Origin of the sequence: Micromonospora tarensis, from assembly GCF_016803395.1 — a bacterium.
Taxonomy (GTDB): domain Bacteria; phylum Actinomycetota; class Actinomycetes; order Mycobacteriales; family Micromonosporaceae; genus Micromonospora; species Micromonospora tarensis.
Genome location: NZ_JAEVHL010000003.1, coordinates 1 through 22,045 on the forward strand (window position 1 = coordinate 1; position 22,045 = coordinate 22,045).

Annotated in this window: 17 protein-coding genes and 3 pseudogenes; 10 read left to right on the top strand and 10 right to left on the bottom strand. The window is 71.9% G+C overall.

Annotated features, from left to right (window positions below; all coding sequences use genetic code 11):
- Positions 1-2: 2 nt before the first annotated feature.
- Positions 3-2,323, top strand: a pseudogene (locus JM949_RS01225) (M28 family peptidase).
- A 76-nt stretch (positions 2,324-2,399) separates the two neighbouring features.
- Here JM949_RS01225 and JM949_RS01230 read toward each other — a convergent pair.
- Positions 2,400-2,888 (bottom strand): hypothetical protein, encoded by a 489-nt coding sequence (locus JM949_RS01230; protein WP_203146612.1) that lies wholly within the window; start codon positions 2,886-2,888, stop codon positions 2,400-2,402.
- Positions 2,889-3,170: 282 nt separating this feature from the next.
- Between JM949_RS01230 and JM949_RS38915 the strand changes: the two genes are divergently transcribed.
- A complete protein-coding gene (locus JM949_RS38915; RefSeq protein WP_203146613.1) occupies positions 3,171-5,321 on the top strand; it encodes a tetratricopeptide repeat protein in 2,151 nt (716 codons plus the stop codon).
- Positions 5,322-5,325: 4 nt separating this feature from the next.
- On the opposite strand, the pseudogene JM949_RS01240 reads toward JM949_RS38915, so the two are convergent.
- A pseudogene (locus JM949_RS01240) lies at positions 5,326-6,266 on the bottom strand (threonine/serine dehydratase).
- 180 nt (positions 6,267-6,446) lie between these two features.
- On the bottom strand, positions 6,447-7,082 hold the full coding sequence (locus JM949_RS01245) for a hypothetical protein (RefSeq protein WP_203146614.1): 636 nt from the start codon (positions 7,080-7,082) through the stop codon (positions 6,447-6,449).
- A 194-nt stretch (positions 7,083-7,276) separates the two neighbouring features.
- Here JM949_RS01245 and JM949_RS36215 point away from each other — a divergent pair, with 194 nt between their 5' ends.
- On the top strand, positions 7,277-7,525 hold the full coding sequence (locus tag JM949_RS36215) for a hypothetical protein (RefSeq protein WP_238432378.1): 249 nt from the start codon (positions 7,277-7,279) through the stop codon (positions 7,523-7,525).
- Positions 7,526-7,793: 268 nt separating this feature from the next.
- On the opposite strand, the gene JM949_RS01250 is transcribed toward JM949_RS36215, so the two are convergent.
- On the bottom strand, positions 7,794-8,114 hold the full coding sequence (locus JM949_RS01250) for an ArsR/SmtB family transcription factor (protein ID WP_203146615.1): 321 nt from the start codon (positions 8,112-8,114) through the stop codon (positions 7,794-7,796).
- Positions 8,115-8,207: 93 nt separating this feature from the next.
- On the opposite strand from JM949_RS01250, the gene JM949_RS01255 reads away from it, so the two are divergent.
- Positions 8,208-8,408, top strand: a complete 201-nt coding sequence (locus JM949_RS01255; RefSeq protein ID WP_203146616.1) for a hypothetical protein — start codon at positions 8,208-8,210, stop codon at positions 8,406-8,408.
- Between the two features lie 104 nt (positions 8,409-8,512).
- Here JM949_RS01255 and JM949_RS01260 read toward each other — a convergent pair whose 3' ends face one another.
- From JM949_RS01260 to JM949_RS01270, 3 genes are all read right to left on the bottom strand, one after another.
- Positions 8,513-8,767 (bottom strand): Smr/MutS family protein, encoded by a 255-nt coding sequence (locus tag JM949_RS01260; protein WP_007465523.1) that lies wholly within the window; start codon positions 8,765-8,767, stop codon positions 8,513-8,515.
- Between the two features lie 121 nt (positions 8,768-8,888).
- On the bottom strand, positions 8,889-9,257 hold the full coding sequence (locus JM949_RS01265) for a tetratricopeptide repeat protein (protein WP_203146617.1): 369 nt from the start codon (positions 9,255-9,257) through the stop codon (positions 8,889-8,891).
- Positions 9,258-9,351: 94 nt separating this feature from the next.
- Positions 9,352-10,122: an ROK family protein gene (locus tag JM949_RS01270; RefSeq protein WP_203146618.1), complete on the bottom strand. Its 771-nt coding sequence runs from the start codon at positions 10,120-10,122 to the stop codon at positions 9,352-9,354.
- A gap of 62 nt (positions 10,123-10,184) precedes the next feature.
- Here JM949_RS01270 and JM949_RS01275 point away from each other — a divergent pair, with 62 nt between their 5' ends.
- The 3 genes from JM949_RS01275 to JM949_RS01285 all read left to right on the top strand — a co-directional run bounded on the left by JM949_RS01275 (position 10,185) and on the right by JM949_RS01285 (position 13,041).
- Positions 10,185-11,822: an ABC-F family ATP-binding cassette domain-containing protein gene (locus tag JM949_RS01275; RefSeq protein WP_203146619.1), complete on the top strand. Its 1,638-nt coding sequence runs from the start codon at positions 10,185-10,187 to the stop codon at positions 11,820-11,822.
- A gap of 38 nt (positions 11,823-11,860) precedes the next feature.
- Positions 11,861-12,169 (top strand): hypothetical protein, encoded by a 309-nt coding sequence (locus JM949_RS01280; protein ID WP_203146620.1) that lies wholly within the window; start codon positions 11,861-11,863, stop codon positions 12,167-12,169.
- A 146-nt stretch (positions 12,170-12,315) separates the two neighbouring features.
- Positions 12,316-13,041, top strand: coding sequence for a methyltransferase domain-containing protein (locus tag JM949_RS01285; RefSeq protein WP_203146621.1), 726 nt, complete (start codon positions 12,316-12,318; stop codon positions 13,039-13,041).
- Between the two features lie 25 nt (positions 13,042-13,066).
- Here JM949_RS01285 and JM949_RS01290 read toward each other — a convergent pair whose 3' ends face one another.
- Complete coding sequence (locus JM949_RS01290) at positions 13,067-14,536, bottom strand: amino acid permease (protein ID WP_203146622.1); 1,470 nt, start codon at positions 14,534-14,536, stop codon at positions 13,067-13,069.
- A 202-nt stretch (positions 14,537-14,738) separates the two neighbouring features.
- On the opposite strand from JM949_RS01290, the gene JM949_RS01295 reads away from it, so the two are divergent.
- Together JM949_RS01295 and JM949_RS01300 are read left to right on the top strand one after the other, a co-directional pair.
- Positions 14,739-16,397, top strand: a complete 1,659-nt coding sequence (locus JM949_RS01295; protein ID WP_203146623.1) for a glycoside hydrolase family 10 protein — start codon at positions 14,739-14,741, stop codon at positions 16,395-16,397.
- 183 nt (positions 16,398-16,580) lie between these two features.
- Entirely contained in the window at positions 16,581-17,132 is a 552-nt protein-coding gene (locus JM949_RS01300; RefSeq protein WP_203146624.1) for a phospholipase, read from the top strand.
- Positions 17,133-17,294: 162 nt separating this feature from the next.
- Here the strand turns inward: JM949_RS01300 and JM949_RS01305 are convergent, their stop codons facing one another.
- Together JM949_RS01305 and JM949_RS01310 are read right to left on the bottom strand one after the other, a co-directional pair.
- Positions 17,295-20,135 (bottom strand): ATP-binding protein, encoded by a 2,841-nt coding sequence (locus JM949_RS01305; RefSeq protein ID WP_203146625.1) that lies wholly within the window; start codon positions 20,133-20,135, stop codon positions 17,295-17,297.
- Between the two features lie 187 nt (positions 20,136-20,322).
- Positions 20,323-20,535: an FmdB family zinc ribbon protein gene (locus tag JM949_RS01310; RefSeq protein ID WP_203146626.1), complete on the bottom strand. Its 213-nt coding sequence runs from the start codon at positions 20,533-20,535 to the stop codon at positions 20,323-20,325.
- A gap of 55 nt (positions 20,536-20,590) precedes the next feature.
- Between JM949_RS01310 and JM949_RS01315 the strand changes: the two are divergent.
- Positions 20,591-21,984, top strand: a pseudogene (locus JM949_RS01315) (lytic murein transglycosylase).
- Positions 21,985-22,045: the final 61 nt, after the last annotated feature.

Genomic DNA, 22,045 nt, shown 5'->3' on the forward strand with positions numbered 1-22,045 from the left:
GGCTGGCGGCCGCCGCCGCGGCGCTGGCCGCGCTGGCCGCCATCGGCGCCGGCAGCCTGCTCGACCTGCGCACCCCGGCCCCGAAGGCGGCGGACGCCCCGGCGGAGGAGTTCAGTGCCGCCCGCGCGTACGAGGACGTCCAGGTGATCGCCGCCCGGACGCACGTCGCCGGCAGTTCGGCCAACGACCAGGTCCGCGGGCACATCGAGCAGCAGCTGCGCGGGCTCGGCCTGGAGACCGAGGTGCAGGACACCGTGGCGCCGGAGGCCGGTCAGCTCAGCGGGGCGGCCGGCGGGGCGACAGTGGCCCGCGTCCGCAACGTGGTGGCCCGGCTGCCCGGCACCGACTCGACGGGCCGGGTCTTCCTGGTCGCCCACTACGACTCGGTGCAGACCGGGCCGGGTGGTAACGACGACGCGGCCGGCACGTCGGCCATCCTGGAGGTGGCCCGCGCGCTGAGCACCGGTGCCCGCCCCCGCAACGACATCGTCTTCGTGCTGACCGACGCCGAGGAGGCGTGCCTCTGCGGGGCGTCCGCGTTCGCCGCCAGCCATCCGCTGGCCGCCGACGGCGGTGTGGTGCTCAACCTGGAGGCGCGGGGGTCGACCGGGCCGGTGATCATGTTCGAGACGTCCCGGAGCAACGCGAAGCTGGTGGACATCTTCGCCCGCGCCGCCCCACACCCGGTCGGCACCTCGTTCGCTGTGGAGATCTACCGCGCGCTGCCCAACGACACCGACTTCACCGCCTTTCTGGACCGGAAGTTCGTCGGGCTGAACTCGGCGTACATCGACGGTGGGGCGATCTACCACACGCCGCTGGACACCCCTGCGGCGATGGACCAGGGCAGCCTCCAGCAGCACGGGGACAACGCGTTGGGCCTGGCCCGGGAGTTCGGAGCGACCGACCTGACCGAGCTGCGCTCCGGGCACGACGCCACCTACTTCCCGATTCCGGGCGGGCTGGTCCGCTACCCGGGTTGGCTCACCCTGCCGCTGGCGCTGCTCGCGGTGGCCGCGGTGGCCGTCCTGGGCTGGCTGACCCGCCGCACCGGGCGGGTGAGCACCGGCCGGCTGGCCGCCGGCTTCGGGCTGGCAGTGGTGCCGATCGTGGCCGCGCCGGTCGCCGCCCAACTGCTCTGGTCGGCGATCACCACGATCCGGCCGGGGTACGCGGAGCTGCTCGACCCGTACCGGCCGATCTGGTACCGGCTGGCCGTCCTGGCGCTCGCCGCCGCCATCCTGTTCGCCTGGTACGCGCTGACCCGCCGCCGGATCGGTCCGGCGGCACTCGCGATCGGCGGGCTGGCCTGGTTGGCAGTGCTCGGGGTGCTGCTCGCCGTGGCGGTGCCCGGCGGGGCGTACCTCACCACAGTGCCGGCGCTGGCCGGCGCCCTCGGAGGGCTCGTCGCGCTGCGGACCCGGCAGACCGGTCCGTGGCCGGTGGTGGCGGTGACGGCGGCCGCCGCCGTCGGGGTGGTCATCCTGCTGCCCACCGTGGTGCTGCTCTTCCCCGCGCTGGGGATGGCGATGGGTGGGGTGGCCGCGCTGGTCGCGGTGCTGCTCGGCCTGACCGCCCTGCCGGTGGTCGACCTGCTGCACCCGCAGGCCGGCGGGCAGCGCGGCCTGCTGGCGTTGCGGGCCCGACGGCTCGCGGTGCTGCCCGCCGTGCCGCCGCCGTGGCGGCGGTGGTGCTCGCCGGGGTCGGGCTGGCTGCCGACCGGTTCGACGCGGCGCACCCCGCGCCCACCCACCTGATGTACGCCATGGACGCCGACACCGGCCAGGCGCGTTGGCTCAGCCACGAGAGCGACCCGCAGCCGTGGACGGACGGTTACGTGGACGGGGTGACCGACGTCGGCGACGACTTTCCCGGGCTGGGTGATGGTGAGCTGCGGGCCGGCCCGGCCCAGTCGGCGGACCTGCCCGCGCCGAAGCTGGAGGTGCTGGCCGACGCCACCGCCGGCGGCGAACGGACGGTGCGGCTGCGGCTCACCCCGCAGCGGGTGGCCCGGCTCGCCACCCTGCACGTCGACACGTCGACCGCCACCGTGCTGCGCGCCGAGGTCGCCGGGCGGTCGGTGCCGGTGGAGCCCCGCGCGGGGAAGTGGGGTTTCGGGCTGGTGTTCCACGCCCCGCCGGCGGAGGGCATCGAGGTCACAGTGACAGTGCGGCCCATCGCCGCGCGGGTGGTGCTGCGGGCGATGGACGCCAGTGACGGGTTGGACGCGCTGCCCGGCTTCCGTCCCCGGCCGCCCGCTGTCGGCGTGGTCGGCTCGCACAGCTCGGAGATGCTGGCGGTCGCCCGCACCTATCCCATCTGACAGGACACGGTGGTCCGGCGGAGCGATTTCCGCCGGACCACCGGCCTATTTCCGGTGATCCGATATGCCGTCCTGGTCAGCCCACCGGTTCGGGTTGCCCGGCACCGACTCGGCACCAGCGATTTCCGTCGTGATCGGTGAAGGTGAGTTCCACCAGAACGGTGTCGGCCGGGCGCATCCGGTGCTCGGCCGTGACGGTGACGAAGAGGTCGTGGACATCGCGGCCGGGTATCCGGCGGACCTGTTTCGCGGCGGCCAGCCCGACCGGTGGGGCGTCCGGTTCGTCGGGCGGGACGAGCCGGGCCAGCACCGCCACGTCCAGCACCGGGGCGTCACTCTCGTTGGCCACGGTGACCCGCAGCACCGAGGTGCCCCGGATCTCGGCCACCGCCGAGACCAGCCGGGCCTGGGTGGCCCGAATCCGCAGATCGTCGGTACGCCGGGCGCGAATCTCCCGGCGCAGCCCGAGGTAGACGAAAAGCACGCTGGCGATTGAGCCGACCGCGCCGAACCAGTCCGGCACGGAACCCCAGTCGATCACGTCAGGGATTGGCGACCAGTTCATGGGTCCATCGTGGAGGAACCTGTCGAGTGCGGCGTACGGCGGATCGGTCGGATTCGGCCACGAATTTGGAATGCCGACACCGATTCCGGTTACCCGGGTGGCCTAAACGGAGAGTGTGCAAGTCAGTACAGGGGTGGATACCCTTGCGGTTGACATGGTGTGGGCGGCAAATCCCTCCGACTGTCCATCAGATGGACAGGATCTTTCGCCGCTGGCCCATTGTGATTTCGCCACCGAAGGGGGACCGCATTGACTGCGGACGTTCCACCCGAGGATGCCGGCGTGTCCCGGCCAGCCTACGACCGGCCGAGTCGCGTCTCCGTCGACCCACCATTCGGGCGGCTCGACAGCCCGCTGCACGGGCGCGACGACCTGATCGACGAGATCGTGCGAGCGGGGGAGTTCGCCGACGAGCGACCTTCGGTGCACATCCTGTGCGGCATGGGCGGCTCCGGCAAGAGCCACGTCGCCCTGGAGATCGCCCGCCGCGCCCGAGCCGACGGCCGGACGGTCTGGTGGGTGCAGGCCGGGCGGCTCAACTCCGGCATGCGTGAGGTGGTCAGTCAACTCGGTGCGTCGGAGACCCAGGTCGACCAGGCCTGGGCCGGCATGATCAGCGCTACCGACCTGGTGTGGCGCTATCTCAACCAGGCCGCTCAGCCCTGGCTGCTGATCTTCGACAGCGCGGACGAGCCGGCCGCGCTGGGCCCCACCGACGGGGTGCTCGCCGACGGCACCGGTTGGCTGCGCCGCCCGGAGGCCGACGACGGCATGGTCATCGTGACCAGCCGGGACGGTAACCGGGCCACCTGGGGCACCTGGTCGACACTGCACCAGGTGCGTCCACTCGACTCCGACGCCGGCGCACAGGTGTTGATCGACCGAGCCGGCACGCAGGCCGGCGACCCGGCCGACGCCCGGGAGCTCTCCCGCGAGCTGGGCGGGTTGCCCCTGGCGTTGCGCGCCGCCGGCAACTACCTGCGGTCGGTCAACGCCAGCCCGGTCTGGCGCGGGTCGTCGACAATCACCACCTTCGCCGACTACCTGGCCGCCGTGCAGCGTCGGTTCCGCGCGCCGCGCGACGCCGCCGACGTCGACCTCGACGAATCCCTGGGGTTGGAGATCGTCCGTGAGGTCGACGACATCTCACTGGACCTGCTCGCCCGCCGCCAGCTCCAGCAGAGCCGGCCACTGCTCAACGTGCTGGCCTGCCTGAGCACCTCCCCGGTGCCCTACGAGGTGGTGCTCAAGCCGGCCATCCTGGCGGAGTCGCCACTGTTCAAGGGGCTGACCGCCGCCCAGCGGGTGCGGGTGCTGGAGGGCATCGGCGACCTCGCCCTGGTCGACTTCGACGTGCAGGAGGACGTCAACGACCCGGCGTTCGCGCACGTGCTGTCGCTGCACCCGCTGGTGCACGCGATGTTCCGCGACCGCGACGAGGTCCGCGAGCAGATCGCCGACTACCACGGGGTGGTCATGAAACTGCTGCTCGCCGCCACCGAGGGGCAGAACCCGGACTACCCCGCCGACTGGGCCAACTGGGACGTGCTGGTGCCGCACCTGGTCGAGGCCGTGCGGGAATACCTCGCGCCGCAGAAACACAAACACGACCCCGAGACGGTACGCCGGGCGCTGGAGCTGGCCCGACTCACCGCCCGCTACCTCATCGCGGTCGGCCTACCCGGCTCCGCTTACGACATCCTGGAGCCGATCGTGCGCGGCTGCGCCGCGTACGACCACGACCTGGACCGGCCGCAGGTGCTGGCGCTGCGCCACGAGTTGGGCCGCACCTGGCTGGAGCGCAACCAGCCGGAGATGGCCGACCGGGTGCTCCGCCAGGTGATCGCGGACCGCACCAGGGTGCTGGGCAGCGACGACGCCGACACCCTCGCCAGCCGGCACAAGCTCACCAAGGCGATCATGGCGCAGCGCCAGTGGCCGGAGGCCGAGACGGAGTTGCGCCAGATCGTCGCCGCCGAGGACCAGGTCCGCGGCCCGGAGCACTGGGACACCATGATCGTGCGGCACAGCCTGGCGCTGGCCGTGCTCGCCCAGCAACGGGCCCCCGAGGCCGAGGAGATGCTGCACGCCATCCTGGAGGTCCGCTACCGGTTGTGGCCGCTCAACCAACCGGAAACCTGGCAGGCCCGGCACACGCTGGCCCGCTGCATGCAGTCCCAGGGCCGACTCGCCGAGGCGGAGGCCGAACTGCGCGCCACCCTGGCCACAGTGGAGCCCCGGCACGCCGACCGGAGCGAGGTGCTCGCCATCCGGTACACCCTGGCGGCGGTCCTCCTGCTCGCCGAGCAGGTCGACGCGGCGATCGAGGAGTACGAGCGGTTGCTGGCCGACCGGCGACGACTACTCGGTGACACCCACCTGGACACTCTCCAGGTGGAGCACGCGCTGCGCCGGCTGCGCAACGGCGGCTGACCGGTCAGTGCGGCGCGGCCGGCCCCAGGTCACTGGGGTCGGTGTTACCGCCACAGACGATCACCGCCACCCGCTCCCCCGACTGCGGCAGGTACGCGCCACCGACCAACGCGGCCAGCGCGGCCGCGCCACCCAGCTCGGCGGCGACCCGCAGCTCCGACCAGAGCAGCCGGCGGGCCCGCACCAGGTCCTCGTCCCGGACCAGCACGGAGACCACTTCCGTCCGGCGGGCGGTGTCGAAGGCGATCTCGCCGATGCGTCGGGCACCCAGCGAGTCGGTGGCGATGCCGCCCACCTCGATGTCGACCGGCCGGCGGCCTTGAGCGCCGAATGCAGGGTGGGGATCTGCTCGGGCTCGACCGCGACGACGCGGACCGACCCATTGAACCAACTGGCGATGCCGGAGACCAGCCCGCCGCCACCAACCGCCACCAGCACCGTGTCGATGCCGTCCACCTGCCGTTCCAGCTCCCGGCCCACGGTGCCCTGACCGGCCACCACCTCCGGCTGGTCGTACGCGTGCACGACCAGCGCGCCGGTCTCCGCCGCCCGCTGGCTGCTCGCGGCCAGGGCCTCCGCGTAGTGCTGGCCCACCTGGCGCACCTGTGCGCCCAGCCCCGCCAACCGCTGCACCTTCACCGGCGAGGCGGTGACCGGCACGAAGACCTCCGCCGGAACTCCCAGCGACCGGGCCGCGTACGCGACGGCGAGGCCGTGGTTACCGCCCGAGGCGGCGATCACCCCGGCCGACGGCAACGACCCCTGGAGCATCCGGTTGAACGCGCCTCGCGGCTTGAACGACCCGGTGTGCTGGTGCAGTTCCAGCTTGAGGCTGAGCTGACCGGGCACGCCGAGGTCGGCGCCGTCCACGGCGATCACCGGGGTTTCCCGGACCCGCCCCTCGACACGTGCCGCGGCCGCCTCGACGTCGCTTCTGTCCACCATGGGGAAACGCCCTTCGCTACGACCAGAGGGCCAGTCGACCGTCGTCGGTGAGCCCGACAAAACATCCTATGGAGATCCGTCGGCCATCCGTCGCGGGACGCACCGTGTGATAGTGCCGAGGATCGAACAGAAAGCCCTCGCCGAGGGTCGGGCGCAGCGTCAACGACTGCGCGCCGGCGGTCACCGACTCGTCGAAGCCGTACCCGTTGGGAATGCGCAGCTCCTCGTCGTTCGGCTGCCAACGCCGCCGCCACAGCACGGTCTCGCCACCGACCGGTGCACCCGGATGTAGATGTTGAACGCCAACTGCGCCACCACCTCGCCGTCGAGCAGCCGACCCGCGTACTCCCGGACCGCGTCGTCGAAGTGCACCTGAAGACCGGCGTTGATCTCGCGGACGATGCCGACGTGCATGTCCCGAGACTGTCGCCGCCCCGGTGCGACGTCCGGCCAGGCGGCCCGGAACGCGGCCAGGCACAGCTTCCGTGGCGAATCCGCCAGGCCCAGCGTGGACCAGCCCTTCTCGGCCGCGTGGGCGGCGTCCCAGTAGTCCTCGCGGAGTTCACCGGCCCCCCGGTGGTCGTTGATGGCCGGGCCGAACTTGGCGACGACCGGAAAGACCCGGCTCTCGTCGTAGCGGTCCATCGGCGCGTCGGCGAGAGCGGCGGTGATGGCCTGGCAGCGGGCCGCGGACAGCAGCCCCGGCACCCGGACGGCGGCCAGTCGCCCCGCGATGAGCCCGGCGACATCCGCGCGGATGATCGAATCGGATTCGACGACGACGAACAACGGATCGGTCCTACTCGAATGCTGCACGGCGGTCCTCCCGTAACGAAGATCCCTCACCGGACATGTCGCGCCCCCCGACCCGCGCACCGTGCAATGTACCGAGCGTCGGCAAGACGGCTTTTCCTCAGTTCCGGGCGGAGTGGTGCGAGCGCCGCTACCATCGGCCCAACCGGGATAGCCGACACCGAACCGTACGGCAGGGAATTTCCACCGATCGGGGAATGGTGACGATTCCCGGCGTGACGCATGATGCGACTAGTTCGAACGCGGACGAGGAGTTCGATATGGCTGGCGCCGGCCCAACCGATCTTGACTTGCATGTCGACCGCCTGGAGATTGCGCGTCGAATCGCTCGGGAAATGATCGAGTCGGACCACGAGGCACTGGAGCTCGCCGTTCGGCAGCGCCCACAGTGCTGGTCCCGACGCCCGGCCGGCCACGGCACCCGGGCCGACGCCACAGCCTACTGACCCGAAGGCTCCGCAGCGCTGCCACGCCTCACTACCGGCCTCGTCAACCGGCCCAGATCCGCTGCACGGTCGAGCGGAGGCGGAGTCCGGGCGGCGCTCCGACAGGACTGCCCGCCATGTCGTGTTGAGCGGCATACCTCAGAGGCATAAATATGACTCTGAGGTATGCCGCTCACGACCGCATCCACCCCGGTTGAGGTGACTCACGGTCACCTCGGCCGCCGGCTGCGCCGGCAACCCGAGCGGATCACCGTCGTAGCTGCTTGCGTCATGAACTCTCCTCGGCCTCGTCAACGATGTCCTGATAACCGTTCAGGGCACGACGCCAGAAGGTGTCGAGCTGGTCCCGCAGGGCGCTCAACCCCACCGGACTCAGCCGGTAGACCCGGCGGGTGCCCACCGCCTGGTCGACGACCAGGCCGGCGCCCTTGAGCACCTTGAGGTGCTGCGACACGGCCGGTCGACTGATCGGCAGCTCGTCCGCCAACTCCCCCACGGCACAGGGCCGCTCGGCCAGCCGCTGAACGATGGCGAGCCGGCTGGGATCGCCGAGCGCCTCCCAGCCCGGGTGCGCTCCGTAAGTCACCACGAACGTAAGCTACGACTTACCGATGGTCGTCAAGCCGCCCCCCTCGGGCGGAATGGCCTTGGTGGTGTCGATCTTGTGTGTGAGGCTTCGGCGGTGACTGATCTCGGCATCCGCGCAGCCACCCCGGCTGACTCCGAATTCCTTGTCGACATGCTCGTGGAGGCGGTTAACTGGCTGCCTGAGCGCGACTGGTCGCGCGCGGAGATCCTGGCGAATCGCGAGCTGGCGCACTACGTCACCGGTTGGATGCGGCCGACCGACTTCGGCTTCATAGCCGTGGACCCGGCCGATTGACCGATCGGCGCGGCCTGGTTCCGATACCTGACCATTCGAGGACGCGGACACGATGGTCGCCGACATCGGAACCTGACCTCGCCGCTGTCACGGCTCGGAGGCTCCTACTTCCAGCGGAAGTGGACGAAGAGGCGGCCGAAGTTCTTGGAGTCCTTTTCCACCCGGTGGTAGAGCTGCTTGACGTCCTTCTGGTCGAGGAACCGCAGCACCCGCTTCTTGAGCTGGCCGGAGCCCTTGCCGGGGATGATCTCGACGAGGGTGGCCTTCTTGGCCACCGCCTCGTCCATGATCCCGCGCAGCGCGCGGTCGATGTCCTGACCCTTGTTGAAGATTTCGTGCAGGTCCAGCTTGAGCTTCATGCCGCAGCCCTCGGCCGGTCGAGTCCCATGCCCGCCATCCTAGGCACGCCGGGCGGCCCGCCCGCCGGACGACCGCAGGGGCGGCCCCGAAGGACCGCCCCTGCGTCTTGCCGGTGCACGCTCAGCGCCGGCCGCCCAGCCGGGTCTCCACCCGCTCCAACGCGGTCCGGTAGTCGTCGTTGGCCGCGTACATCGCGGCGGCGATCCGTAGGTGCCGCAGCGCGTCGGTGTGCCGGTTCAGCCGCTCCAGCGTCCGACCGAGCACGTGGTGCGCGTAGTGGTCGCTCGGGTCCCGGTCGACAAGCTCCCGCAGGTGCTCCTCGGCCCGGTTGAGCTGGGCCGACTGGAAGTACGCCCGGGCCAGCAGCTGCCGGACCGCGGTGTTGCCGGGTTCGGCGTCGAGGATCGGCTCCAGCAGTCGGGCCGCACCGCTGGGGTCACCGGTTTCGAAGAACATGGTCGCCCGCCGGTAGTCCGCCAGAAGATCCATCTGCCACCTCCTCGGGTCGTACCGTCACCTGTTCCGACGCTGGCACAACGCCGGGCGTTTGGCGACTGTTCCCGGGAGTGGAGTGGAGATCAGGTCAGGTGCGGGCGTCCCGACGGCCGGCGGCGAGTTCCCAGGCGCGGACACCGCCGACGATCCCGGCGGTGTTCGGCACCACCACCACATCGTCACCCATCCGGGCCAGCTGCTCGGGCCGGATCAGTCGGGAGTTGCCCCCGCCCAGGTAGAGCCGGTCCCAGCGGAACACCGGGCGGAGCCCGTCCACCACCTGGCGGATGCGGCGGGACCAGAAGGCGTCACCGAGCCGGCGGCGTTCCGGCTCCCCCACGTAGGTGTCGTAGGTGGTGCCCCAGCGCACCGGCGCGTGCGACAGCTCAAGGTGCGGTGCGAGCACCCCGCCGTCGAAGAGCGCGCTGCCCAACCCCGTCCCCAGGGTGAGCACCAACTCGCAGCCGGTGCCGGCGACCACTCCGGCGCCGTGCACCTCGGCGTCGTTGAGCACCAGCGCCGGCACCCCGAAGGCGTCGGCCAGCGCGCCCCGCGCGTCCCAGCCGGACCATTCGGCGAGCAGGTCCGGGTCGACCCGGCTGCGCGGCCCGTTGCGGGTCACGTAGTGCGGCGTGGTCACCACCACGCCGTGTCGGATCATCCCGGGTACGCCGACGGTGAGCTGGTCCGCCGCCGGCAATCGCCCACCGAGGTCCAGCAGGGTGCGAACGAACAGAGCGGGCGGCAACGGGTACGGAGTCGGCACCCGTAACGGCCGGGCGCGCATCGTTCCCGCCTCGTCGAGCACGGACGCCTTGATGCCGCCGCCGCCGCAGTCGATCGCCAGTGTGGTCACCACGTCGTTGAGTCTGCCCGCTGCTGACCGGTGGCATGCGGGCGGCCGGATAGGCTGCCGTCCTGATGAGCGCCACGATGATCGTCAAGGACCTGGCCGCCGGACACGGCGACCGCTCACTCTTCGCCGGGTTGGACCTGGTGGTCGCCCCCGGCGACGTGGTCGGCCTGGTCGGGCCGAACGGAGCCGGCAAGTCGACGCTGCTGCGTACCCTCGCCGGGTTGCTGCCGGTCGAGGCCGGCAGCGTCCGGCTCAGCCCGCCCACCGCGAGCGTCGGGCACCTGCCTCAGGAGCCGGAACGGCGACCGGGCGAGACGGTACGCGACTTCCTGGCCCGCCGGACCGGGGTGACCGCCGCGCAGGCGGCGTTGGACGCGGCGACCGAGGCGCTGACGGCTGGGGCGGCCGGCGCCGACGACGCGTACGGCGACGCGCTGGAGCGCTGGCTCGCCCTGGGCGGCGCGGACCTGGACGAACGCGCCGAGCAGGTGAGCGCCGACCTGGGGCTCGCGGTGGACCTGGACCATCCGACGACCGGGTTGTCCGGCGGCCAGGCGGCCCGGGCCGGGCTGGCGTCGCTGCTGCTCAGCCGGTATGACGTGTTCCTGCTCGACGAGCCGACCAACGACCTGGATTTGGCCGGGCTGGAGCGGCTGGAGGAGTTCGTGACCGGGTTGCGGGCCGGCACGGTGCTGGTCAGCCACGACCGGGAGTTCCTCACCCGCACGGTGACCCGGGTGCTGGAGCTGGACCTGCCGCAGCAGCAGGTCAACCACTACGGCGGCGGCTACGCGGCCTACCTGGAGGAGCGCGAGGTGGCCCGCCGGCACGCCCGCGCGGACTTCGAGGAGTACGCCGACACCAAGGCCGGGCTGGAGGCGCGGGCGCGCACCCAGCGGGGCTGGATGGAGAAGGGCGTGCGCAACGCCCGCCGCAAGGCCACCGACAACGACAAGATCGGCCGCAAGTTCCGCAGCGAGGCGAGCGAGAAGCAGGCCGCCAAGGCGAAGCAGACCGAACGGCTGATCGAGCGACTGGACGTGGTGGAGGAGCCGCGCAAGGAGTGGGAGCTGCGGATGGAGATCGCCGCCGCCCCCCGCGCCGGCGCCGTCGTGGCCACGCTGCGCAATGCGGTGGTACGTCGGGGCGACTTCACCCTCGGCCCGGTCGATCTCCAGATCGACTGGGCGGACCGGGTCGCGGTGACCGGGGCGAACGGCTCGGGCAAGTCCACCCTGCTGGCCGCGCTGCTGGGGCGACTGCCGCTGGACGCCGGCACCGCCTCGCTCGGGCCGGGTGTGGTGATCGGCGAGGTGGACCAGGCCCGCGGGCTGTTCCTCGGCGACGCGCCGCTGATCGACGCGTTCCAGGCGGCCGTACCGCAGATGTCGCCAGCGGACGCGCGGACCCTGCTGGCCAAGTTCGGCCTGCGCGCGGCGCACGTCCCGCGACCGGCGGCCACCCTCTCCCCGGGCGAGCGGACCCGGGCGGCGCTGGCTCTGCTCCAGGGCCGTGGGGTCAACCTGCTGGTGCTCGACGAGCCCACCAACCACCTGGACCTGCCCGCCATCGAGCAGCTCGAATCGGCGCTGGCCAGCTACCCCGGCACGCTGCTGCTGGTCACCCACGACCGGCGGATGCTGGCCGCCATCGAGACGAACCGGCGGCTCCGCGTCGACGCCGGGCGGATCGCCGAGGATTGATCCGTGCCAGCGGGCCGGCGGGGGGTGAGAATGACGCCATGCTCAAGTGGGAGTACGCCCTGCTGGTCCGCCGTCGTCAGGCGGCGACCAACGACCTCGGCTGGGAGGTCGTCTTCGTCTGGTACGGCCCGGACGGCTCGATGGTCGACGTGACGCCCTACGGCGACACCGCGCTGGCCCACCTGAACCGGGCCGGCGACCAGGGCTGGGAGTTGGTCGCGATGAGCGAGGACCCGTCGCTGCCCGGCAACCACGAACTGCACCGCTATCACCTCAAGCGGCCGAAGCCGGCCGACCCGCCACCCCGCCAGCGGATCCGCGGCGGTCGGCGGACCATCTCGGGCTGATCAACCGTGCCGCCCCGGGCTCGGCCGGGGCACTGTCGCCGCTGAGCAGTCCTGCCTCGGAGGCTGCGACACGCCCGTCGGCCAGCTGGACGAGGCGGGCATAACGGGCGCGTCAGCGGGTATCGCCGCGGCCGGAGGTGGCCCGAATGGTGGCTCTGGCACAGACTCCGCCCTCGGCCGACCGGCTGCGGGCGATCGACGAGTTCCTCGCCCAGGCATGGGCGGACCAGGTTCGGCACGACGACCGGCTGCGGGACCTGGCGGTCGAGGTGCGGTTCGACCGGGGCGTGGCCCAGCTGAGCGGGGACGTGGCCGAACCCGCCCAGCTGCGGCTGGTCCGCGACCTGGTCGGGCGGTTGGCCGGCGTCTACGGCGTCTGGTGCCGGGTCGGGGTCGGCGGCCGGGCGCCGGTGGTAGTCGACCTCGGCTGCGGGCCGACCAAGCAGTGGTCGGGCAACCTGGGGCTGGACATCTACCCGGCGCCCGGGGTGGGCGCGGTCGCGGACCTGTCCGGCTCGCTGCCACTCGCCGACAACTCGGTGGACGTCCTCTTCGCGGTGCACATCCTGGAGCACCTGATCGATTTCCTGCCCCTGGTGGACGAGTGCCACCGGGTGCTCCGCCCGGGCGGCGTACTGCACGTGATGAGCCCCTGGTGGGGGCACGTGAACGCGGTGGCCGACCCGACCCACGTCCGGCTGATGGACGTGCAGACGTTCAAGGGGATCTGCCAGCTCCGGCCGCCCGGCGCCCCCCGGTGGTATCCACTGCACGCCGGCTGCGACGGTGCCTCGATCTTCGCCGACCTGACCCCACTCCCCCCGGAGGTCGACCCGGCCCCGCAGTCCCACCTGGCCCGCTTCTTCGACTGACCTCCGGCGCCCCGACCCGCCGTGATCAGACAGCGGGTTCGTGCCGGGCCAGCCGGTTGCGGCGGTAGCCGTAGCCGAAGTAGATCACCGCACCGAGCAGCATCCAGGCCAGGAACCGCAGCCAGGTCTCCACCGACAGGTTGAGCATCAGGTAGAAGCAGGCCAGCGCGGAGACGATAGGCAGCACCGGGGAGAACGGCACCCGGAACGGCCGCTCCAGGTCCGGGCGCTTGCGGCGCAGGATCGGCACCGCCACCGACACCAGCACGAACGCGCAGAGCGCGCCGATGCTGACCAGGTCGGCCAGGGCGGACAGCGGCAGGAAGCCGGCCAGCAGCGCGACCGCCACCGTCATGATCGCCGAGATCCGGTACGGGGTGCCCCAGCGCGGGTGCACCTTGGCGATCGCGGGCGGGATCAGCCCGTCCCGGGCGATGGCGAAGCCGATCCGGCCCATCGCCACCAGGTCGACCAGGATCACGCTGGTCAGGCCGGCGACCGCCGCGATGGAGACCAGCACGGCCGCCCAGCCCGCGCCGACCGCCTCGAAGGCCGACGCGATCGGGGCACCCCTGTCGATCTCGGTGTACGGCACCATTCCGACCACCACCAGCGAGACGCCGATGTAGAGCACTGTGGAGATCAGCAGCGTGCCGAGCAGCCCGAGGGTGAGATCCCGCTTGGGCTTCTTCGTCTCCTCGCCGAGGTTGGCCACGGCCTCGAAGCCGGTGTACGCGAAGAAGACCACTGCGGCGGCGCTGAGCACCCCGACGAAGCCGAAGACCGACGGTTCCAGCCCGAAGAGCGCCTGGGTGACCGGCTGCTTGATCCCGTCGTCGCCGCCACCGGCGGGCTCGGCCGGCGGGATGAACGGGGTGAGGTTGGAGGCCTTGACGAAGAACAACCCGGCGACCACCACGAAGACGCAGATGGCCACCTTGACCAGCACCAGCAGGTTGGTGATCCGGGCCGACTCCCGGATGCCGACGATCGCGACGACGCCGAGGATCAGCACGATGGCGATGGCGCCCACGTTGACAGTGCTGCCCTCCTCACCGAACCAGCGGGTGGGCAGGTCGAGCAGCTCCGCCAGGTAGCCGGACCAGCCCCGGGCGACCACTGCCGCGCCGAGCGCGAACTCCAGCAGCAGGTCCCAGCCGATGATCCAGGCGACGATCTCGCCCATCGTGGCGTACGCGTAGGTGTAGGCGCTGCCGGCGGTCGGCACGCTGGAGGCCAACTCGGCGTAGCAGAGAGCGGCGAGCAGGGCCACCACGCCGGCGATGGCGAAGGAGATCACCACGCCCGGCCCGGCGCTGTCCCGGGCCTCGATTCCGGTGAGCGTGAAGATGCCGGTGCCGATCACGATGCCGATGCCGAAGCCGGTGAGGTCGACAGCGCCGAGCCGTCTCTTCAGCCCCAGCCCGCCGTCGGCGCCGTCCGCCTCGCCCTGGGCCATCACGTCCTTGATCGGTTTTGTGCGCAGCACAGACATGCGCTCACCCCTCCCACCGCGCGACCACCGCTCGTGGCGGCCGGTGACCGGCGTTGCTACCCAGCGGCGGGAACTGTCAACCACGAACCCTTGCGGTTGTGGGACGGATGTGAAAATTTCCTACCAGCGATACATATGCATCGGCAGATCTTGCCGCATGTCGCGCTGATCACACGGGAGCCCCACCGAAGGGACACACCGCATGAAGGCAACTCGTCTCGGAGCCGCCGGGGTGGTCGCAGCCCTGCTCGGCACCCTGGTCACCACCACCCCCGCGAGCGCCGCACCCGGCGCGACCGACACCACCACCGCCACCTGCGCCACCGACCCGGCCACCCCGAAGCGGCAGTTCCGGGCCATGTGGATCTCGTCGGTGGTCAACATCGACTGGCCCAGCAAGGCGTCCCAGACCAACCCGGACCGGATCGCCGTGCAGCAGGCCGAGTACCGCGAACTGCTCGACCTCGCCGAGCGGCTGCACCACAACGCCGTCGTCGTGCAGGTCCGGCCCACCGCCGACGCGCTCTGGCCCTCGCCGCACGAGCCCTGGTCCGAATACCTGACCGGGGTACGCGGCCAGGACCCGGGCTGGGATCCGTTGGCCTTCCTGGTCGACGAGTCGCACCGGCGCAACCTGGAGTTCCACGCCTGGTTCAACCCGTACCGCGTCTCCATGCCGGCCCCCGGCGGCGCCGGCGCCGACCTCAGCCAGCTCGCGCCCGGCCACCCGGCCCGGCAGCACCCCGACTGGACCTTCGCCTACCCACCGGCCGGCGTCGCCGGCAGTCGGCTCTACTACAACCCCGGCATCCCGGAGGTCCGCGAGTTCGTGCAGACCGCGATGATGGACGCGGTCAAGCGGTACGACATCGACGGCGTCCACTTCGACGACTACTTCTACCCGTACCCCAGCGGCAGTTACCAGGTGCCGGACGACGCCACCTTCGCCGCGCACAACCGGGGCTTCACCGACCGGGCGGACTGGCGGCGGGACAACATCAACCTGCTGATCCAGGAGATGAACGGCAAGATCAAGGCGGCGAAGCCGTGGGTGAAGTTCGGCGTCAGCCCGTTCGGCATCTGGCGCAACAAGACCGCCGACCCGCTCGGTTCGGACACCACCGGCAGCCAGTCGTACGACATCATCTCCGCCGACACCCGCAAGTGGGTCAAGCAGGAGTGGATCGACTACGTGGTGCCGCAGCTCTACTGGTACATCGGCCAGTACCCGGCGGCCGACTACGCGCGCCTGGTGCCGTGGTGGGCCGAGACGGTGCGCGGCACCCGGGTGCAGCTCTACATCGGCCAGGCCGACTACAAGAGCGGCGACCCGGCGTACGGGCCGTACTGGCAGAACCCGCGTGAGCTGTCCGACCACCTGACGCTCAACCGGTCGTACCCGGAGGTGCAGGGCAACGTGCACTTCTCCGCCGTGCAGGTGCGGGCCAACCGGCTCGGCGCCACCGACATCTACGCCGCCGAGCACTACTCACGCCCGGCGCTGGTGCCCGCCATGCCGCACCTGCCGGCCAAGCCGCTGCTCTTCCCGGTGGTCACCAGGACCACCCGCCAGGCCGACGGAGTACGCCTCAGCTGGCGTCAGCCGGCCGACGGGGCCGGCCCGCTGGGCACCGCCACCTCGTACGCGATCTACCGGTTCGACGGCATCACGCCGCCCGGCCGGTGCGGCACGGCGGACGCCGCGCACCTGGTCGACACCGTTCGGGCCACGCCCGGCGGTACGCAGTCCTGGGTGGACAGCACGGCCGAGCCCGGTCGGCGCTACACCTACCAGCTGACCGCGCTGGACCGATCGGCCAACGAGAGCCCGGTCAGCCCGCCCGCCTTCGTCCTGCGCTGATCCCTCCGCTCCACCGAATGCCCCGGGTGCTCCGCGCACCCGGGGCATTCGTCTGTTTCGACGTATGTCACCAATAGTTGGCGACCCGCATACCACCTAGTTGATCAGTTGATCGACACTCGTCTACATCCGGTGACCCGCCGGTAACTTCCGTCCCACCCGCTCACCCCGCGGAGGTAACCCGTGCCCCGACGTCTCGCCACACTGCTCGCCTCGGGCGCGCTAGCGCTGCTCGCCACCCTCACCATCGCCTCCCCCGCCGCCGCCGTCACCCCCGCCGCCGCCGTCACCCCCGCCGAACGCCTCTCCGTGCTCTCCAGTTGGACCCAGACCAGCGCGTCCAGCTACAACTCCTGGAACAGCGCCCGGGTCAACCGGGCCCCCTGGGCCGAGTACAACTTCAACTGGTCCACCGACTACTGCTCGTCCAGCCCGGACAACCCGCTCGGCTTCACCTTCAACCTGGGCTGCTACCGGCACGACTTCGGCTACCGCAACTACAAGGCGGTCGGCCAGTTCCCCGCCAACAAGGCCCGCCTCGACAGCGCCTTCTACGAGGACCTGAAGCGCGTCTGCGTCACGTACAACACCGTCGTCCGGCCCGCCTGCTACAGCCTGGCCTGGACCTACTACCAGGCGGTCAACATCTTCGGTTCGGTAGCGGCCGTCCAGCAGGCCGACATCGACCGCGCCGCCCGGATGAAGGCCGAAGCCGAAGCCGCCGCCCGCCGCTAACCCCCACCCCACCCCAATCGGCTCCACCCGGCCGGTGTCGCCCCGGCCGCCTTCGCCCCGGTGATCATGAAGTCATCGCCCGCGCGCCCGGCGCGCCGGGGCGATAACTTCATGATCAACCAAGCGGAGGTGGGCCGGGTCGGGCTGGGTGGGGTGCGGGGGTTAGGCGCGTTCGGTTCGGGAGGCTGCGTGGCGGTCGGGGTCGGCGGGGCGGCGGGGGGTTGGCTGGGACAGGTCGGTGCTGAAGCGGGTCGAATCCGCCGCCAGGTCCGGGTGTTCCACGTCGAGTGCCAGCGCGGCGGCCTCGTCCAACCCCAACTCGGCCCCCTCCCCGTACGCGTCGTCGAACGCCGCGTCACCAAGCGCCGCCCGCAACTCCGCCTGCTGTTCGGCCCAGTAGCCGCCGTAGATGCCCGGTGTCGCTCGCATGCTCGCCCGGGTGGCCTGGGCCGCCCCGAACAGCCGGGCGGCGGTCAGTCGCTGGCCGCCGATCGCGCAGCGCACCGCGATCGCGTTCAAGGTGTCACACGCCCGGCCGTGGTAGCCGTGGCCCATCCGGGAACGCAGCGCCACCAGCAGGTGCTCGTGTGCGGCGATCACGTCGCCCCGGGCCAACGCGACCATACCCAGCAGCATGTCCACCGAACGTCGACCCCGCTCCGCCGGCCGGGCCGCCTCCACCGGGCGGACCGCGCCGAGCAGGTCCGCCGCCTCCTCCAGGGCCCCGCGCCGCCAGAGCAACTCGGCCAGGCTGAACACCGCGAACAGCGCCTCGCCGACCACGTCCTGCCCGTGCGCCCAGTCGATGACCTCCCGGCACACCCGCTCGGCCTCGACGAACTGACCCATGTCCGCCAGCGGCGCGGCCCGACCGGCGAGCACCCGGGCCAGCAACCCGGCGTCACCGGCCTGCCGGGCGGCGGCCTCCGCCCGTTGGGAGTAGCGCAACTCCTCGGCGAACTCGCCGTCGGCGCTGGCGTGCAACGAGTGCATGTGGTACGCCGCCGCCAGCTCCGCCTCCGGGATCCGCTCCCCCGTCTCCGCGATCCGCCCGTACAGCCGGAACAGCCACAGCCGCCCCTCCCGCGCCAGCCCCCGCTCCAGCCACCACTGGTCCAGCCCACCGGCCAGACCGAGACCGGCCCGAGCGCTGCCGCCGGTGGCGCACCAGCGCAACGCGGCGCGCAACTCCCCGGCCAGGGGATCCAGGGCGTACAGCGACAGCGTCACCGGCCGGCCGTCCTGGCCCAGGTGCACCCGGTCCAACGCGTGCGCCGACCAGGCCACGTGCCGGTCCCGGGCGGCCTGTTCCTCGCCCGCCTCGGCCAGCCTCCGCGCCGCGTACGCCCGGATGGGGTCGAGCATCCGGTAGGTGCTGCCGGCGGCACGCGGTTCGGCCAGCACCATCGACTTGTCCACCAGGACCGAGAGCGGGTCCAGCGGATCGTCACCCAGCAGCCACTCCACCGTCGCCAGATCCACCGGGCCGGCGAAGACCGCCAGCCACCGCAGCAGGCGGGCGGCCCGAGGCCCCAGCGTCCGGTACGACCAGGTGACGGTGGCCTGCATGGTCAGGTGCCGCTCGGTGGCCGAGCGTTGGACCGCCCTGCTCGCCGGGGTGGGCGGCGACATCCCGGCCGCCGCCGCTACCAGGTCCACGGTGTCCTGTTGGTTGCCGGACCAGCCCCGCTCCACCGGCGGCGGGTCCGGGTCCTCCCGGCCGGCGTCCAAGGTCCCGAGGACGTCGTCCAGCCGCTCGGCCAGCTGGCCGACGGAGAGCACCCGCAGCCGGGCGGCGGCCAGCTCGATGGCGAGCGGCAAGCCGTCCAGCCGCTGCACCACGCGGCGCAGGTCGGCGGACTCCGCCGGGTCCGGCGGCCGGCCACCACGCGCCGCCGCCGTTCGGTCCAGCAGCAGCGCCACCGCGTCGCTCTCCGCACCGTCTCCGGTCGGGTCGACCGAGAGCGGCGGGATCCGCCACACCACCTCGCCGGGCAGGCCGAACGACTCCCGACTGGTCGCCAACACCCGCACGCCGCCGCCGCCGGAGAGCAGCCGGGCAATCACCTCGGCACAGGCGGCCGGTTGGGAGTCGCAGGTGTCCAGGACGACAAGCATTCGGCGACCGGCCGCGTACTCGACAAGAGTGTCCAGCATCGGTCGGCCCGGCTCGGGTCGCAGGCCGAGCACGGCGGCGATCGCGAACGCCACCAGCCCCGGGTCGGTCACCGAGGCGATGTCGACGAACCAGACCCCGTCCGGGTACGCCTCGACCATTCCGCTGGCCAGCTCCACAGCGAGGCGGGTCTTGCCCGCCCCACCGGCGCCCAGCACCGTGACCAGGCGATGTTGCCGCACCAACAGGCCCAACTCGACCCGCTCGGTCTGCCGACCGACGAACGAGGTCACCTGGGTCGGCAGGTTGTGGGCCACCGCGTCGGCGGTGCGGGGTCGGGGGAACTGCCGTTCCAGGCCCGGCGCCACCAGTTGGAACAGCCGTTCCCGATCGTCGAACCCGCGCAACCGGTGCAGGCCCAGGTCGAGCAGGGTCGCACCCAGCGGCAACGGCTCGGCCCGACGGGCGGTCGACGCCGTACAGAGCACCTGCCCCCCGTGCGCGGCGGCGGCAACCCGGGCGGCCCGGTGCACCTCGGGGCTGGCGTACTCACCATCGCGGGGCTCGGCGTAGCCGGTGTGCAGGCCCATCCGGACCCGGGGCGCGGCTTCGGAGGTGGGCCAGTCGTGGCTGGACAGGGCCCGCTGGGCGGTCAGGCACGCGGTCAGCGCGGCGGTCGCGTCCTCGAAGGCCAGGAAGAACGAGTCGCCCTCGGTCAACAACTCCGCGCCACCCGTGCTGGCCAGCGTGTGGCGCAGCAGCCGTCGATGCTCGGCGAGCACCGGGCGGTAATCCGGGCCGAGCAGCTGAGCCAGCCGGGTCGAGCCCTCGATATCGGTGAAAACGAAGGTCACCCAACCGCTCGGGAGCTGGATCCGTGGCGACATGCGTGGAACCTCCGCCCGTGACGTCGGGTTCATGCTGCCTGAATCCGAGCGATCACACATCGTGAGAACGGCCGGGCAGGTGCCGCCTCAACGTGCCACTCGGACCTGCTCCCGGCAAGACCAGCCCACCAGGCGGCAGCGAGTCGAACCGATCACCCGCCCACCAGGCGGCGGCGAGTCGACCCGATCAGCAGCCGCAGGCACCACCACAGCAGCCACCACCGGCAGGCGCCGGGGCACCACCGGCGGCGCCCCGCCCGGTGACCGCGACCGCCGAAAGTAGCTTCACCGTGTCGGCGTGTCCCTGCGGGCAGGTCGCCGGCTCACCGGCCGCCGACATCGGACGGTTGACCTCGAAGGTGTCGCCGCAGGCGCGGCAGCGGAACTCGTACCGGGGCATGCCGTCCAGGGTACGTGGATCTGGCGGCTGGCGGCGCATGGGTGATACTCGTTGAGTGGTGGACGGCGAGGACGACACGCGTGTGCAACCGTTACGACCGGCCGCGCCGCTGGACGGGCCACTGGAAGGCTCGGGGGCCGCGCCCGATCCGGTGCGTGCGGTGCCCCGCCCCCGCCGCCCCTGGCTGAGCGGGCGTTCCTCGGCCGCGCCGACCCCACCACCGGCCGAGCCCACCCCGGCCGAGCCCACCCCGGCCGACCCCGCCGGGTCGAACCCGGCCCCGAGCGCCACAGCCGCCGGCACGAAGGGCACCGCCGAGCCCGGTCCGAAGGCCGAGGAGCCCAAGGCCACGGACGCCGGGACCGAAGCCGGCAAGGCCAACGCTGGCAAGGCCGACGATGGCAAGGCCGACGATGGCAAGACGGTCGTGGCGGTCGAGGCCGCGAAACCGGCCAAGACCACTGTGGATGAGATCTCCGTCGTACCCGCGGCTGACCCCGCCCGACGGCGGCGGGTGCCGTTCGCGCACGCGGTACGCCTGCCACCCCGGCAGGTGGCGGCGTCTGCCGCCCAGGCGACCCGCGAGTGGGCGCGTCGCCCGAGTGGTCGGCTGACCCTGCCCGGCGTGTTCCTGCTGGCGATGGTGGCCGCGACCGCTGCGGCGGCGCGCTGCTCGTACCCGCCACGATCCGCGCGCCACGCCCGGTCGCGGCCGACGCGTCCGCCGCGCCGACCGCGGGCGTACCGTCGGCGGTGCCGTCCGGCCTGCCCACCGGCCCGCTGCCCACCGGCCCCCTGCCGACCGTTCCACTGCCCAGCGGGGGACTGCCCACCAACGGGTTGCCGACCGGGCCCGCGATCGGGCCGGGAGTCGGTGGCCGGCCGTCGGACGCCCTGGCCAGCTGGGCACAGCAGGTGGGCGCCAAGGTCGGCGTCCCGGCCACCGCCATGCAGGCGTACGGCTACGCCGAGCTGGTGCTCGCCCAGACCAACCGCAGCTGCGCGCTGAGCTGGACCACCCTCGCCGCGATCGGTCAGGTCGAGTCGGGGCACGGCTCGGCCAACCGCGCGCGGCTGGGGCCGGACGGCAAGGTGCTACCGAAGATCATCGGGCTCCCGCTGGACGGGAAGGACGGTCGGATGCGGATCATCGACACCGACCGTGGGGATCTCGACGACGACAAGGTTCTCGACCGTGCGATCGGGCCGATGCAGTTCATCCCCACCACCTGGAAAGAGATCGGCGCGGACGCGGACAACGACGGGTTCAAGGATCCGCACGACCTGGACGACGCCGCGCTGGCGGCGGCGAACTACCTCTGCAAGGGTGGGCGCAACCTGAGCATTCCGGGCGACTGGTGGAACGCGATCCTGTCCTACAACGATGTGCGACGCTACGCCCAGGACGTCTACGACACCGCGAACCGGTACGGACGGGCCAGTCGCTGATGATGTGATCGTCTCGATACGTTGGAGAACTGGACACTTCCCCCCGGCGGCTGTTAGCGGC